General features: G+C 65.7%; 14 protein-coding genes. 9 read left to right on the top strand and 5 right to left on the bottom strand.

The window, feature by feature from the left end; translation table 11 throughout:
- Positions 1 to 72 precede the first annotated feature (72 nt).
- Positions 73 to 288, top strand: a complete 216-nt coding sequence (locus QZ332_RS06365) for a hypothetical protein (RefSeq protein WP_295763764.1) — start codon at positions 73 to 75, stop codon at positions 286 to 288.
- Here QZ332_RS06365 and hflX read toward each other — a convergent pair.
- From hflX to QZ332_RS06345, 4 genes are all read right to left on the bottom strand, one after another.
- Positions 275 to 1,546, bottom strand: coding sequence for a GTPase HflX (gene hflX, locus QZ332_RS06360; RefSeq protein WP_295763761.1), 1,272 nt, complete (start codon positions 1,544 to 1,546; stop codon positions 275 to 277). The genes QZ332_RS06365 and hflX overlap by 14 nt on opposite strands.
- 90 nt (positions 1,547 to 1,636) lie before the next feature.
- A complete protein-coding gene (locus tag QZ332_RS06355) occupies positions 1,637 to 2,164 on the bottom strand; it encodes a flavin reductase family protein (protein ID WP_295763758.1) in 528 nt (175 codons plus the stop codon).
- A gap of 140 nt (positions 2,165 to 2,304) precedes the next feature.
- Positions 2,305 to 2,508 carry a 50S ribosomal protein L31 gene (gene rpmE / locus QZ332_RS06350; protein WP_016321164.1) on the bottom strand — a complete coding sequence of 68 codons (204 nt, stop codon included), beginning with the start codon at positions 2,506 to 2,508 and terminating at the stop codon, positions 2,305 to 2,307.
- 127 nt (positions 2,509 to 2,635) lie between these two features.
- Positions 2,636 to 3,850, bottom strand: coding sequence for a S1C family serine protease (locus QZ332_RS06345; protein ID WP_295763756.1), 1,215 nt, complete (start codon positions 3,848 to 3,850; stop codon positions 2,636 to 2,638).
- Positions 3,851 to 4,021: 171 nt separating this feature from the next.
- Here QZ332_RS06345 and deoC point away from each other — a divergent pair, with 171 nt between their 5' ends.
- From deoC to QZ332_RS06315, 6 genes are all read left to right on the top strand, one after another.
- On the top strand, positions 4,022 to 4,678 hold the full coding sequence (gene deoC / locus QZ332_RS06340; protein WP_295763753.1) for a deoxyribose-phosphate aldolase: 657 nt from the start codon (positions 4,022 to 4,024) through the stop codon (positions 4,676 to 4,678).
- A gap of 1 nt (position 4,679) precedes the next feature.
- Positions 4,680 to 5,405 carry a purine-nucleoside phosphorylase gene (gene deoD / locus QZ332_RS06335; RefSeq protein WP_295763751.1) on the top strand — a complete coding sequence of 242 codons (726 nt, stop codon included), beginning with the start codon at positions 4,680 to 4,682 and terminating at the stop codon, positions 5,403 to 5,405.
- A gap of 161 nt (positions 5,406 to 5,566) precedes the next feature.
- A complete protein-coding gene (locus tag QZ332_RS06330; protein WP_295763749.1) occupies positions 5,567 to 6,760 on the top strand; it encodes a BMP family ABC transporter substrate-binding protein in 1,194 nt (397 codons plus the stop codon).
- Positions 6,761 to 6,977: 217 nt separating this feature from the next.
- On the top strand, positions 6,978 to 8,486 hold the full coding sequence (locus QZ332_RS06325) for an ABC transporter ATP-binding protein (RefSeq protein ID WP_295763796.1): 1,509 nt from the start codon (positions 6,978 to 6,980) through the stop codon (positions 8,484 to 8,486).
- 3 nt (positions 8,487 to 8,489) lie between these two features.
- On the top strand, positions 8,490 to 9,617 hold the full coding sequence (locus QZ332_RS06320; RefSeq protein ID WP_295763746.1) for an ABC transporter permease: 1,128 nt from the start codon (positions 8,490 to 8,492) through the stop codon (positions 9,615 to 9,617).
- Positions 9,614 to 10,555, top strand: a complete 942-nt coding sequence (locus tag QZ332_RS06315; RefSeq protein ID WP_295763744.1) for an ABC transporter permease — start codon at positions 9,614 to 9,616, stop codon at positions 10,553 to 10,555. The genes QZ332_RS06320 and QZ332_RS06315 overlap by 4 nt, the downstream gene beginning before the upstream one ends.
- Positions 10,556 to 11,018: 463 nt before the next feature.
- On the opposite strand, the gene QZ332_RS06310 is transcribed toward QZ332_RS06315, so the two are convergent.
- Positions 11,019 to 11,933: a sporulation protein gene (locus QZ332_RS06310; protein WP_295763741.1), complete on the bottom strand. Its 915-nt coding sequence runs from the start codon at positions 11,931 to 11,933 to the stop codon at positions 11,019 to 11,021.
- A 126-nt stretch (positions 11,934 to 12,059) separates the two neighbouring features.
- Here QZ332_RS06310 and QZ332_RS06305 point away from each other — a divergent pair, with 126 nt between their 5' ends.
- Together QZ332_RS06305 and QZ332_RS06300 are read left to right on the top strand one after the other, a co-directional pair.
- Positions 12,060 to 12,356 carry a YabP/YqfC family sporulation protein gene (locus QZ332_RS06305; protein WP_295763737.1) on the top strand — a complete coding sequence of 99 codons (297 nt, stop codon included), beginning with the start codon at positions 12,060 to 12,062 and terminating at the stop codon, positions 12,354 to 12,356.
- A complete protein-coding gene (locus QZ332_RS06300; RefSeq protein WP_295763734.1) occupies positions 12,350 to 13,549 on the top strand; it encodes a sporulation protein YqfD in 1,200 nt (399 codons plus the stop codon). Before QZ332_RS06305 ends, QZ332_RS06300 begins: the two co-directional genes overlap by 7 nt.
- The last annotated feature ends 43 nt before the right edge of the window (positions 13,550 to 13,592 follow it).

Below are 13,592 nucleotides of genomic sequence, written 5' to 3'. Positions count from 1 at the left end.
GACACGACATCTATTAAGCATTATAATCAGATAAACACGACAACTTTGTGGTATTTCAGAAAGGCGGTCCTTATGTCTGATTTCATGCTCTGGCTCTATGCCAACTACATCAAGCCCCAGTTAGGGGCCGCGCCCCTGGGGGCTTACGCTTACCCTATGGACGCTCTGCGCAACGTGCTCTGCGACGACGGGCGGCGGGACCTGGACAAGGCCCTGGAGTTCACGGCCATCCAGGCGTTCCTCCTGGGCCTGCGCACCGGGGAGGGGCTGGCCCTCAGCCGTCGATGAACGCCGCGACCCGCCCCAGGGCCCGGGGACCGCAGACCGCCGTCACGTCGATCGTCGCGCCGTAGTCCACCTTCTCCACCTTGGCCTCCTGATAGAGCATGTCCAGCAAGCCCCCCTGGTCGTAGGGCAGGCGGACCGTCACCCGGCGGGCGCCCTTGTCCAGCCGCCGGGCGATCGTCTCCAGCAGCTTGTCCACGCCCTCGCCGGTCCTGGCGGAGACGGCGCAGATGTCCTCCCCGTGGGGCATGATCTCCCCCGGGGGGAGCAGGTCGGACTTGTTGAACACGTCGATGCGGGGCAGCTCCCCCGCGCCCAGCTCTAAGATCAGGTCCTCCACCACCCGGGCCTGCTCCTGCCAGTCCGGGCTGGACACGTCCACCACGTGGAGCAGCAGATCGGCGTGCTCCAGCTCCTCCAGCGTGGCCTTGAACGCCTCCACCAGCTGGTGGGGGAGCTTGCGGATGAAGCCCACCGTGTCGCTGAGGACCACGTCCAGGGTGTCGTCCACCGCCAGCAGGCGGCTGGTGGTGTCCAGGGTGTCGAAGAGCCGGTCGTTGGCCGGGATGCCCGCCCCGGTGAGCCGGTTGAGCAGGGTGGACTTCCCGGCGTTCGTATAGCCCACCAGGGCCACCACGGGGATCTCGTTCTTCTGCCGCTGGCGGCGCTGGGTGCTCCGCACCCGGCGCACGTCCTCCAGGTCCTCCCGGAGCTTGTCGATCTTCCGGTGGATGTGCCGCCGGTCGGTCTCCAGCTGGGTCTCGCCGGGGCCCTTGGAGCCGATGGGCCCGCTGCCGCTGGTGCCCGCCTGGCGCTCCAGGTGGGTCCACATGCCGGTCAGGCGGGGCAGGAGGTATTGGTACTGGGCCAGCTCCACCTGGAGCCGCCCCTCCCGCGTCCTGGCCCGCTGGGCGAAGATGTCCAGGATCAGGGCGCAACGGTCCAGGACCTGGACGCCCAGGACCTCGGTCAGCACCCGGAGCTGGGAGGGGGAGAGGTCGTTGTCGAAGATGACCATGGTGGCCTCGGTGTTCTCGCAGTAGAGCTTCACCTCGGCGCACTTGCCCTCGCCGATGAAGGTCCGGGGGTCGGGGCTGTTCCGGTTCTGCAGGACGATGCCCACGGTCTCGCCCCCGGCGGTCTCCACCAGGGCGGAAAGTTCTTCCAGCGTGTCCTCGTCGGCGTTCTGATCCCGTTTCAGCACGGGGGAGTTCAGGCCCACGAGGACCACCTTGTCTCGGATCTTGTCTGTTTCTCGCATAGTTCTCCTTATCGTGTCATTTGGGGCCGGCGTCCCCGGCCGCTGAGCACCGTCCGGGCGGTCTCCTCCCCGCCCATCCGGCGCCCCCGGTCATGGACGCGGGTCCTTAGAGTACGCCTCCACGATCTGGCCGGTGTAGATCCGGTGCCAGCCGCCCTTGGCGCCGTAGGAGGGCAGGATGGCCTCCTCCCCGGCGGGCAGGACGGCGGCGGGGTCCATATCCTGGGCATAGAGCTTCTTGCACACCAGGACCAGCTCCGCCTCCTCGAAGAAGGGGGCGCCGCCCGCGCCGGTGCGGACCGTCAGGCCGCAGGCCGCGATCTTATCCATGTCCCGTCCGCTCTTGGTGCCGCAGACGGACATGGCCGTTTTCATGTCCGCGGGGAGGACGGAGACGGTGAAATAGTCGTTGTCCTCCATGAACCGATAGGTATAGCGCTCGGGCCGCACGTAGACCGTGCAGGTCTGGAGGCCCCAGAGGCGGCCCAGCTGGCACCAGCCGATGGTCATGGTGTTGCAGCGGTCCGCGGTCCCGGCGGTGAGGAGGGCGTTTTCCGCGCCGAAGGCCGGGAGGAGTTTGGGGGCGGTGGTCTTGGGGTCGGCAGGATGTAAGCTCATAGCGGAGGGCTCCTTTCGATCGTTTCAACTATCCCCAGTATATGCGTTTCCCGAAAAAACGCAATGGGGATCTTGGGATACACGCAGAAAAAGAGCGCACCGGACTACGGCGCGCTCTCCTCGATGTGACTGTGTCGGACTCATTTGTCCAGGCCGAACCTCTTGTTGAACTTCGCGACCCGGCCGCCGGTATCCACCAGCTTCTGCTTGCCGGTGAAGAAGGGGTGACACTTAGAGCAGACTTCCACCTTGATATCCTTCTTGGTAGAACCTGTCTCAATCACATTACCGCAGGCGCATGTAATCGTAGTCTGCTGATAATTGGGATGGATTCCTTCCTTCATTGCTCTGTTCACCCCTTTCTAAAACGGATTGCGCTATAACAGCATCTGTCAGTATAGCACGGCTGTTTTGGGATTGCAAGCATTTTCTTCGATCTGGGAGATTTATTTTTTGGACGGGCCCGCCGGATCAGCCCTGGGCCTTTCTCTGCGCCGCGGCCTCCTTCAGCGTGAGGCCCTCGGCCTCCCAGTCCGCCTCCAGGACGAGGTCCAGGGGGACGGAGATGTACAGGCTGTTGCCCGCCTGATACGCGCCGGAGGTGACGCCCACCACCCGTCCGTAGACGTTCAGCAGCGCGCCGCCGCTGCTCCCGTGGGAGATGTCGGCGGTGTTGATGATGCAGGGGACGGAGAAGCGGTCGGCATGGTGGTCCGTGGCGCTGATGATGCCCTGGCTGACGGCGGGGGTGATGCCCAGGGGCACGCCCAGGGTGTAGACGCAGTCGCCCCGGCGGAGGTCCGGCTCCCCGGCCAGCTCCAGATAGGAGAAGAGGGGGGCGGTGGTCTCCCCGTCCGCGGAGGTCTGGGAGATCTTCAGCAGGGCCAGGTCGGCGCCGTAGTCGTAGAAGAGGACCCGCTCCACCGGGAAGGTCTCCCCGGTGATCAGGGTGGCGGTGGCCAGGACGGCGCCGTCGATGGCGTGGCAGTTGGTGACGGCCAGCCCGTCGGCGGAGATGAAGAAGGCGCTCCCGCCGTTGCTGGCCTGGCCCAGGCGGTAGGCTCTCTCCGTGTAATAGATGTCCAGCCGGAAGACGGCGGCCATGTGGCGGTCGGCGATCTGCCGGGCGTTCAGCTCCTCCGGGAAGAGGTCCTGGATCTGCTCCGGGGCGCAGAGGCCCTCATCCGCCAGACGCCGGGCCAGGGGCCGGCCCTCCGCGTCGGGGAAGACCAGCGCGTCCCGGACGAGCTGGCACAGGCCGCCCAGGGTCAGCGTCTCGCCGTAGTCCCGGGCGGTCAGGGCGATCCGGCGGGCGAAGACGGCGGCGTCCTCCTCGGTGAAGCCCTCATAGCCCAGCTGCCGCAGGAGGCCGGCGCAGAACTCGGACGCGGGGATGGGGGCCCTCCGCCCGGCGCGGGCGATCCAGCCCTGGTCCGCGGCATGGTCGTAAGCGCCGGAGGGCAGATCCTCCTCGGTGAGCCCCTGGAGCCGGACCAGGACCTCCGCCGCCTGGTCCCGGCTGGCGGGAGCGGACAGCGCCTTCGCGGAGGGGACGCCGCCGATGAGCCCCAGGGCCGCCAGGACCTCCGCGGCCCGCTGGGATTCGCCCTCCAGGGCGGCAGCGGAGGGGACCGCGCCCAGGAGCAGGGTCAAGGCGCAGAGCAGGGAGAAAAGCCGTTTTTTCATTGAGAAGCCTCCATATAGGATGTCCGCATCATTGTAGCATGCCGGGACCTTCTTTGCAAGGGGCGGCGGGCTGGACAAACCGGGGAAAATCTGGTATGATCGAAGCGGCAGATCCCTCCCGCGGCATATGGATATGCCCGCTATCTCTATTTTGTAAAGGAGCAAGCTGAAATGGAACTGAAGGAGATCCTTGGAAAGTGCGACCATACCCTCCTGGCCCAGGGAGCCACCTGGGAGGAGATCCGCGCCCTCTGCGACGATGGGATCGAGTACGGCTGCGCCAGCGTCTGCATCCCCGCCAGCTACGTCAAGCAGGCCGCGGACTATGTGGGGGACAAGCTCACCATCTGCACCGTCATCGGCTTCCCCAACGGCTATGATACCACCGCGGCCAAGTGCTTCATGGCCTCGGACGCCGTGGACAACGGCGCGGGGGAAGTGGACATGGTGATCGACATCGGCTGGGTGAAGGACCGGAAGTGGGACGAGCTCCTGGCGGAGATCCGGGCCGTCAAGGCCTCCTGCAAGGGCAGGCTCCTGAAGGTCATCATCGAGTGCTGCCTCCTCACCGACGAGGAGAAGATCAAGATGTGTGAGATCGTCACCGCCTCCGGCGCGGACTATATCAAGACCTCCACCGGCTTCGGCGGCGGCGGGGCCACCCGGGAAGACGTGGCCCTCTTCGCCAAGCACGTGGGCCCCAACGTGAAGATCAAAGCCGCCGGCGGCATCGCCGATCTGAAGGACGCGGAGGACTTCATCCGCCTGGGCGCGTCCCGCCTGGGCACCAGCCGGGTGGTCAAGGCCGTGAAGGCGCAGGAGGGCTGACATGGGCACCCCCCACAACGAAGCCGCCAAGGGCGCCTTCGCCAAGACGGTCCTCATGCCCGGCGACCCCCTCCGGGCCAAGTTCATCGCCCAGACCTTCCTGGAGGACGCCAGGCTGGTGAACGACGTCCGGGGGATCCAGGGCTGGACGGGGACCTACAAGGGCGTCCCTGTGTCCGCCATGGCCTCCGGCATGGGCATCCCCAGCATCGGCATCTACTCCCACGAGCTCTTCCACGTCTATGACGTGGACAACATCATCCGGGTGGGCACCACCGGGGCCCTCAGCAGGAGGCTGAAGCTCCGGGACGTGGTCCTGGCCCAGGGGGCCTGTACGGATTCCAACTTCGCCCACCATCTGGGGCTCCCCGGCGTCTTCGCCCCCATCGCGGACTTCGGCCTGCTGGAGACCGCCGTGTCCGTGGCCCGGGGGATGGGCGTGGAGCCTCCCGTGGGGAACATCCTCAGCTCCGACGTGTTCTATTTCAAGCACGGCGGCGGCCTGGAGTGGTCCCCCATGGGGGTCCTGGCCATCGACATGGAGACGGCGGGCCTCTACACCACCGCCGCCGAGGCCGGCAAGCGGGCCCTGACGATCTGCACCGTCACGGACAACTTGGTCACCGGGGAGGAACTGCCCCCGGCGGACCGCCAGACGTCCCTGGTCCAGATGATGGAGATCGCCCTGGAGACCGCCGTCCGCATGGCGGAGCGGCAGGGCGCGTGAGGACCGCGGAGGCCCCTGGGGGCTCCCCCGGCGTTTTCCCCAAAAGGAAAACATTTTGTAAAATTGGTTGAAATCTCCCAGCGGACTTGCTATAATAAATGTGGCCCTGTGAGGCCGGCCTCTTTTTTGAAGAGGAAAAACGGAAGAAAGGTTGATCACATATGAAGAAGTTATTCGCGATCCTGCTGACTCTTGCGATGGTCCTGTCTCTGGCCGCCTGCGGCGGGAACGACTCCGGCGCTCCCTCCGACAGCGGCAGCGGCTCCGACAGCCAGCAGGGCGCCTCCCAGCCCGCCGACGACGGCGGCAGCGAGGGCGGCGGCAGCAGCATCCGGGTCGCCATGATCACCGACTACGGCGACATCACCGACCAGTCCTTCAACCAGACCACCTACGAGGCCAGCAAGGCCTGGTGCGGGGCCAACGGCGTGGACTTCACCTACTACAAGCCCGCCGGCGACTCCACGGCCGAGCGCGTGGCCATGGTGGAGAAGGCCGCCGACGAGGACTATAACGTCATCGTCATGCCCGGCTTCGCCTTCGGCGAGACCATCACCCAGGTGGCCGACACCTATCCCGAGATCAGCTTCATCGCCCTGGACGTCAGCGAGGGCGACGTGGGCGGCACCGTCCCCGAGAACGTCTACTGCGCCGTTTACAAGGAAGAGCTCTGCGGCTACATGGCCGGTTACGCCGCCGTGAAGCTGGGCTACAAGCACCTGGGCTACCTGGGCGGCATGGCCGTCCCCGCCGTGCAGCGCTTCGGCTACGGCTATGTCCAGGGCATCGACGCTGCCGCCGGTGAGCTGGGCCTGAGCGACGTGGTCGTGGAGTATGTCTACGGCAACCAGTTCTTCGGCGATCCCGACATCACCGCTTACACCGACAACTGGTACCAGAACCTGGGCGTGGAAGTGGTCTTCGCCTGCGGCGGCGGCATCTGCACCTCCGCCGGTGAGGCGGCCGCCAAGGTCCCCGGCACCAAGGTCATCGGCGTGGACGTGGACCAGAGCTTCAACCTGGACGCCGCCTACGGCGAGGGCGTGACCCTGACCTCCGCCATGAAGGGCCTGGCCGCCACGGTCAACCACATGCTGGACGAGGTGTCCGCGGGCAACTTCGCCGACTATGCCGGCAAGGCCGAGGCCCTGGGCCTGGTCTCCGGCGACGATCCCGACGCCAACTATGTCCTGCTCCCCATGGAGACCACCCAGTGGGGCGACGGCTTCTCTCAGGACGACTATAAGGCCCTGGTGAAGGATATGTTCGACGGCAAGATCACCGTGTCCGACGACATCTCCGCCATGCCCTCCGTCTCCAACATCAAGGTGAACGACCTGGGCAACATCAAGTAACGGACTTCCAAGCAGCAGCGAGGACGGGACCTGTTCCCGTCCTCGTTTTTTCGGCCGGAGGGGGCCCTGAGGTCGACCTTGTGGATATTTGCAAAAAATGCTTTGAATTCCACGCACGGATATGGTACAATGTACACGGATCGTCCCCTGCGTGAGATCCGAGGAAACAGAGAAGAAGGAGGAGGTCGTGAAATTGGAACAGAGCTATGCCATCGAGATGCTGAACATCACCAAACGCTTCCCGGGCATCATAGCCAACGACAATATCACCCTGCAGCTGAAAAAAGGCGAGATCCACGCCCTGCTGGGCGAGAACGGCGCCGGGAAGTCCACGCTGATGAGCGTGCTGTTCGGCCTGTATCAGCCGGAGGAGGGCGTCATCAAGAAAGAGGGCCGGGTGGTGTCCATCAAGGACCCCAATGACGCCAACGACCTTGGCATCGGCATGGTCCACCAGCACTTCAAGCTGGTCGAGTGCTTCACCGTCCTGGACAACATCATCATGGGCGTGGAGCCCTGTAAGCACGGCTTCCTCCAAAAAGCGGAGGCCCGGGAGAAGGTCGTCGCCCTCTCGGAGAAGTATGGGCTCCACGTGGATCCCGACGCCCTGGTGGAGGACATCACCGTGGGCATGCAGCAGCGCACGGAGATCTTGAAGATGCTCTACCGGGAGAACGAGATCTTGATCTTCGACGAGCCCACCGCCGTGCTGACCCCCCAGGAGATCGAGGAGCTCATGCAGATCATGAAGAACCTCTCCAAGGAGGGCAAGAGCATCCTCTTCATCTCCCATAAGCTCAACGAGATCATGGAAGTGGCGGACCGCTGCTCCGTGCTGCGCAAGGGCAAGTACATCGGCACCGTCGACATCGCGGACACCGACCCGGCCGAGCTGAGCCGCATGATGGTGGGCCGGGACGTCAGCTTTGCCGTGGAGAAGGCCCCCGCCAAGCCCGGCGAGGTCGTCCTGGACGTGAAGGGCATCACCGTCGCCTCGAAGCGCCACAACAACAACGCGGTGAAGGACGTCTCCTTCCAGGTCCGCCGGGGCGAGATCGTCTGCATCGCCGGCATCGACGGCAACGGCCAGACGGAGCTGGTCTACGGCATCTCCGGCCTGGAGCCGCTGAAGGGCGGCTCGCTGGTCCTGAACGGCCATGACATCACCAAGGCCCCCATCCGCAAGCGGAGCACCTCCGGCATGAGCCACATCCCCGAGGACCGGCACAAGCACGGCCTGGTCCTGGACTACAGCCTGGAGGACAACATGGTGCTCCAGCGGTATTTCGAGAGCCATTTCGTCTCCCCCGCGGGCTTCCTGAAGCGCAAGGCCATCCGGGAGTACGCCGTGGGCCTCATCGACCAGTATGACGTCCGCTCCGGCCAGGGCCCCGTGACGGCGGCCCGGAGCATGTCCGGCGGCAACCAGCAGAAGGCCATTATCGCCCGGGAGATCGACAAAGATCCGGAGCTGCTGATCGCCGTCCAGCCCACCCGCGGCCTGGACGTGGGCGCCATCGAGTACATACACAAGCAGATCGTGGCCCAGCGGGACGCCGGGAAGGGCGTGCTGCTGGTCAGCCTGGAGCTGGACGAGGTCATGAACGTATCCGACCGCATCCTCGTCATGTACGAGGGGGAGATCGTGGGCGAGTTCGATCCCAAGGCCGTCACGGTGGAAGAGCTGGGCCTCTACATGGCCGGCGCGAAAAGGAAGGGGGCGTGAGGGATGAAGAAGGAAAAGGACTCCCTGCTGCGCAACAGCGCGGTGCAGACCCTGCTGGCGTCTTTGCTGTGCATCCTCATCGGCCTGCTGCTGGGGTACGTGATCTTGCTGATCATCAACCCCGCCGGGGCCAACGGGGCCATCCTGGCCATCGTGGAGAACTTCATGACCTACTCCAAGTCCACCGCCCAGCTGCGCTATTTCGGCAGCACCCTGGTGAAGACCGCCCCCCTGCTGATGTGCAGTTTGTCGGTGCTCTTCGCCTATAAGGTGGGCCTGTTCAACATCGGCGCGGCGGGCCAGTATGTGGTCGGCACCGGCGCGTGCCTCTACTGCGCCCTGGGGCTGAAGCTCCCCTGGTTTTTGTGCCTGATCGCCGCCATCCTCGCCGGGGCCGCCCTGGGCGCCGTCTCCGGCGTGCTGAAAGCCTACTGCAACGTCAACGAGGTCATCTCCTGCATCATGCTGAACTGGATCAGCCTCTACAGCGTGAACATGCTGCTGACCCAGGTGAAGGAGGAGACCAGCCCCTATACCTTCACCCTGGCCAGCACCAACGAGGGGGCCATCCTCCCCTCCCTGGGGCTGGGGGCCCTGTTCAGCAAGAACCAGTACGTGGGCCTGGCGATCCCCCTGGCGGTCATCGTGGCCGTGCTGGTGTGGGTCCTGCTGGAGAAGACCAAGCTGGGCTATGAGCTGCGGGCCACGGGCTGCAACAAGTTCGCCGCCAAGTACTGCGGCATGCGGGAGCAGAAGAACCTGATCCTCACCATGGCCATCGCCGGAGGGCTGGCCGGTATGGGCGCGGCCATGCTGTTCCTCACCGGGTTCGAGCAGTGGCAGTGCACCCAGTCCGCCGTCCCCGCCATGGGCTTCAACGGCATCGCCGCCGCTTTCCTGGGCGGACTGGATCCCATCGGCGCGATCTTCTCCTCCTACTTCATCCAGCACATCACCAACGGCGGCGCGTACGTGGATAAGACCATGTACTCCTCCCAGATCTCCGACCTCATCTCCGCCATGATCATCTATCTCTGCGCCTTCGTCCTCTTCTTCCGGACGGCGATGAACCGCTGGCTGGACCGCCGGGACGAGAAGAAGGCCGCTGAGAAAGGAGGCGACGGGAAATGATCCTTCTGCTGCAATACACGCTGATCTTCGCGTCGGTGCTGCTGCTGGTGGCCCTGGGCGGCTGCTTCTCCGAGCATTCCGGCGTCATCAACATCGGCCTGGAGGGCATCATGGTCATGGGCGCCCTGGGCGGCGCGCTGATGATGAAGTTCCTCCCCGAGACCACCCCCGCCGCCGGCATGATCTTGCTGGTGGTGCTGGCGGCCGTCGGGCTGGGCGTGATCTACTCGCTGCTGCTGGCGGTGGCGGCGATTAACTTCAAGGCGGACCAGACCCTGGTGGGCACCGCCATGAACCTGCTGGGCACCGCGGCGGCCACGGTCTTCGTCAAGGCCATGAACACCGCCGAGAGCGTGGACAATGTGTCCTCTACCATCCAGTACATCAGCGCGAAGAAGGCGTTCCTGGTGAACATCGGGAGCTTCGAGTTCAACTGGTTCATGCTGCTGGCCCTGCTGGCGCTGGTCGGGTCCTATGTGTCCTTGTACAAGACCCGCTTCGGCCTGCGGCTCATGGCCTGCGGCGAGCATCCCCAGGCGGCGGACAGCGTGGGCATCAACGTCTATAAGATGCGCTACGCCGGCGTGCTGATCTCCGGCATGCTGGGCGGCCTGGGCGGCATCGTGTACGTCACCGCCGGCGTCAGCGAGTGGAAGTTCGAGAACGGCGTGGCGGGCTTCGGCTTCCTGGCCCTGGCCGTCATGATCTTCGGCCAGTGGAAGCCCAGCCGCATCGCCCTGGCGGCGCTGCTGTTCGGGTTCTGCCGGGCGCTGGGCAATGTGTATTCCGGCTTCAGCTTCCTCCAGGCGCTGGAGCTCCCCGCCTCGGTGTACAACATGCTCCCCTACATCATCTCCCTGGTGGTGCTGGCCTTCACGTCCAAGAAGTCCAGGGCCCCCAAGGCGGAGGGCATCCCCTACGACAAGGGGCAGCGGTGAGTACGGAACGTAGTATTTTGTCGGATCTATACGATGAGCACAGGAAAAGGTCCCCTGCCCGCGGGCAGGGGGCCTTTCCTGCCGAAAGGCCCCGTTCGGCAGGCTGAGGGAGTTCCCGGGACTTTTGAAAGCCCCGGAGACCGACGATCCCAATGGCGCGGGCGGCCGGGGAGGAGGTCCCGCACGCCCTCTTCCCGCCGGATACGGCTCCCGCATCCACCGTCATAGGGAAGGTCCCCTGCCTGCGGGCGGGGGACCTCAGCCTGTCGAAAAAGGAGAGGGAACGACATCGACGGGAAGGAAGAGAGTTACGAGAGGGACCCAGGAAGGGTCCCTTTCGTTTTCGATAAATAAGTTTTCAGAACTTTTTTAAAAGTTCTGAAAACTTGCTGAGGCCGTCGAAAAGACTTTTCGACGGCCTGAGGTCCCCTGCCCGCGGGCAGGGGACCTTCTCATCGGAGCATCAAAACAGATAACAGCTGACTGCCGCCGCCAGCCCTCCGGCCAGGAGGCCCTGGAGGATCTTCCCTTTGACGCAGTTCCGCAGCCGCAGGCCGCTGCCGTCCAGCACCGCCGCCGTTTGGCACAGGATGGAGGCCCCGCCCCAGCCCGCGCAGGCGGAGGCCAGGACGAAGCCCAGCCGGTCCGCCGTCAGCAGAGGCGTCAGGGAGAAGAGCTCCAGGAGGCCCACCAGCCCCGCCCCCAGCGGTCCGCCGAGCCCCGCGAGGGGGCTTGCCAGCACGTAGAAGAAGATGACGAAGCCGCAGACGGAGATCATGTTCCCGCAGGCGCTCCGGACGCCCTCCACGAAGGCGGAGGCGAAGGTGGTATCCTGACAAGGGACTGCCCTTGGCACCCGCCTCCGCACAGGGGCCCCGGCGTCCCCCCGGAAGAAAAACCCCGTCAGCAGGGCCGACAGCACGTGGATGAGCCATAGATACACCCCCGTCCGGGGACTGCCGAAGACCCCTTCCCCCAGGACGCCGATCAGGAACACCGGGTTGGAGTTGTTGCAAAAGCCCAGGAGGCGCTCCGCCTCCTCCGCGGTGAGGAGGCCCTTCTCGTAGAGCTCTGCCGCCGTCCGGGCCCCGATGGGATAGCCCCCCACCAGGCCCAGCAGCAGGGCGGATCCGGCGGGGCCGGGCAGGCGGTATAGGCTCATCAGCCCCGCCAGGCGGGGCGCGGCCCATCCCCCGAAGCCCATGGAGACCAGCATAGTGGACACCGCCATGAAGGGGAACAGGGCGGGGACCGCCGACCGGCCGCAGAGGGCCAGCCCCGCCGCCGCCGCCTCCCGGACCCGGGCCGCGTCCGCCAGGAACCAGATCAAAAGTCCGCAGAGGACCAGGCACAGGTCCGTCCGCCAGCGCCGTTTCATAAGCCTCACCCCGGTCATCCCTATGCGGCGGGAGGAGGGAACATGCCAGGGCTTGTTTGGGGACCGCAGGCGGGACAAGCAGGATTTTGGACGCCGCTGCATAGGCTTAGAGCGAGGTGAGACATTATGGAACGGAATCGACGGGACCGGGACGGCGGCGTCCTGGGCACGGTGGCGGAGCTGTTCGACCTGCCGGCGGACATCGTGGCGGGCCTGCCCCGGCTGGAGATGGTGGGGGGCCGCCAGCTGTACCTGGAGCACCACACCGGCCTTTTGGCCTATACGGAAGAGCAGATCGACGCCAATACCTCCGCCGGGGTCCTCCGGGTGAAGGGGCGGAGGCTGACCCTGCTGGCCATGACGGCGGGCGAGCTGCGGATCGGCGGGGAGATCTGGTCCGTGGAATGGGTGGCGCCATGCTGAACGGGATGGTCAACCGCCTCCGGGGCCAGGTCCGGGTCCGGGCGGAGTGCGCGTTCCCCGAGCGGGTGCTGAACCTCTGCGGGGCCCAGGACCTGGCCTTCTGGGACCTGGAATGGGAGTCCCCCACGGCCTTCACCTGCCGCCTGTCCCGGAGGGATTGGAAGAAGCTCCGGGAGGTGGGGAAGAACCTGGACTGCACCTTCGACCTGGTGGGCCTGGAGGGCGCGCCGTACTTCCTCCTGCGTTTCCGCCACCGCCAGGCGCTGGTGGTGGGGATGGTGGGCTGCGCCTTGGCGCTGTTCCTGGGGTCCTTCTTCATCTGGGACCTCCGGGTGGAGGGCAACGAGACCGTCCCCACGGAGGAGATCTTGCGGGCCCTGGAGAAGAACGGCGTGGGGCTGGGGACCTTCGGGCTGTCCCTGGACGGGGAGGACATCCGGAACCACGTGCTCCTGGACGTGCCGAAGCTGAGCTGGATCGCCGTCAACGTCTCGGGCTGCCGGGCGAACGTCCAGGTCCGGGAGCGGGAGCCGGAGCCGGTGAGGATCGACCGGCGGGAGCCGTGCAACCTGGTGGCCCGGCGGGCGGGGCTGGTGAAGAAGATCCAGACCATCGGGGGCGTGGCCTGCGTGGTCCCGGGCAGCGCCGTGACGGAGGGGCAGATCCTGATCTCCGGCGTGGAGGACACGGACACCGTGGGCGCCCGGGTCCTGGCGGGCATGGGGAAGGTGGAGGCCCGGACGTGGTACGACCTGACGGTCTCCATGCCCCTGACGGCCATGGAGAAACGCTGGACCGGCGAGGAGAAGACCGGCGTGTCCCTGGTCTTTGGGACCCGGCGCATAAAATTCTTTTCAAACAGTAGCATCGAAGGGGCAAACTATGATAAAATGACCAAGAGATACCCCTGGGTCCTCTTCGGCGTGCCCCTGCCGGTGACGCTGGTGGTGGAGGGGTGGCGGTTTTACGAGCCCGTCCCCGCGCCCCAAGACGCCGCCCGGGCGGAGGAGGCCGCCGAGGCCATCCTGACGGCGCAGCTCCGGGAACTGGTGGAGCCCTACGGCGAGGTGAAGTCCACGCTGTGCTCCTCCCGCCAGAGGGGAGACGCGCTGATCGTCACGCTGTCGGCGGAGTGCCTGGAGGAGATCGGGGAGTCGGTGCCCATCTACACCGAGGGCGCGGCAGGAGCGTGAACGGCCTGCCGGCCGCGCGGCTCCCGGACGCCATGGGGGCGCT

The organism is uncultured Oscillibacter sp. (assembly GCF_910584465.1).
Lineage (GTDB): Bacteria > Bacillota > Clostridia > Oscillospirales > Oscillospiraceae > Oscillibacter.
Note: the sequence above shows the minus strand (reverse complement) of the source record. Positions and strands in the feature narration are given on the sequence as shown.

What these genes read in the sequence shown, in the direction of transcription:
- deoD (WP_295763751.1), top strand. Translation starts at nt 4,680, where the DNA reads ATGGGCACCCCCCACAACGAAGCCGCCAAGGGCGCCTTCGCCAAGACG.
- QZ332_RS06300 (WP_295763734.1), top strand. Translation starts at nt 12,350, where the DNA reads ATGCTGAACGGGATGGTCAACCGCCTCCGGGGCCAGGTCCGGGTCCGG.
- rpmE (WP_016321164.1), bottom strand. Translation starts at nt 2,508, where the DNA reads ATGAAGGAAGGAATCCATCCCAATTATCAGCAGACTACGATTACATGC.
- deoC (WP_295763753.1), top strand. Translation starts at nt 4,022, where the DNA reads ATGGAACTGAAGGAGATCCTTGGAAAGTGCGACCATACCCTCCTGGCC.
- QZ332_RS06355 (WP_295763758.1), bottom strand. Translation starts at nt 2,164, where the DNA reads ATGAGCTTACATCCTGCCGACCCCAAGACCACCGCCCCCAAACTCCTC.
- QZ332_RS06345 (WP_295763756.1), bottom strand. Translation starts at nt 3,850, where the DNA reads ATGAAAAAACGGCTTTTCTCCCTGCTCTGCGCCTTGACCCTGCTCCTG.
- hflX (WP_295763761.1), bottom strand. Translation starts at nt 1,546, where the DNA reads ATGCGAGAAACAGACAAGATCCGAGACAAGGTGGTCCTCGTGGGCCTG.
- QZ332_RS06325 (WP_295763796.1), top strand. Translation starts at nt 6,978, where the DNA reads ATGCTGAACATCACCAAACGCTTCCCGGGCATCATAGCCAACGACAAT.
- QZ332_RS06320 (WP_295763746.1), top strand. Translation starts at nt 8,490, where the DNA reads ATGAAGAAGGAAAAGGACTCCCTGCTGCGCAACAGCGCGGTGCAGACC.
- QZ332_RS06310 (WP_295763741.1), bottom strand. Translation starts at nt 11,933, where the DNA reads ATGAAACGGCGCTGGCGGACGGACCTGTGCCTGGTCCTCTGCGGACTT.
- QZ332_RS06315 (WP_295763744.1), top strand. Translation starts at nt 9,614, where the DNA reads ATGATCCTTCTGCTGCAATACACGCTGATCTTCGCGTCGGTGCTGCTG.
- QZ332_RS06365 (WP_295763764.1), top strand. Translation starts at nt 73, where the DNA reads ATGTCTGATTTCATGCTCTGGCTCTATGCCAACTACATCAAGCCCCAG.
- QZ332_RS06330 (WP_295763749.1), top strand. Translation starts at nt 5,567, where the DNA reads ATGAAGAAGTTATTCGCGATCCTGCTGACTCTTGCGATGGTCCTGTCT.
- QZ332_RS06305 (WP_295763737.1), top strand. Translation starts at nt 12,060, where the DNA reads ATGGAACGGAATCGACGGGACCGGGACGGCGGCGTCCTGGGCACGGTG.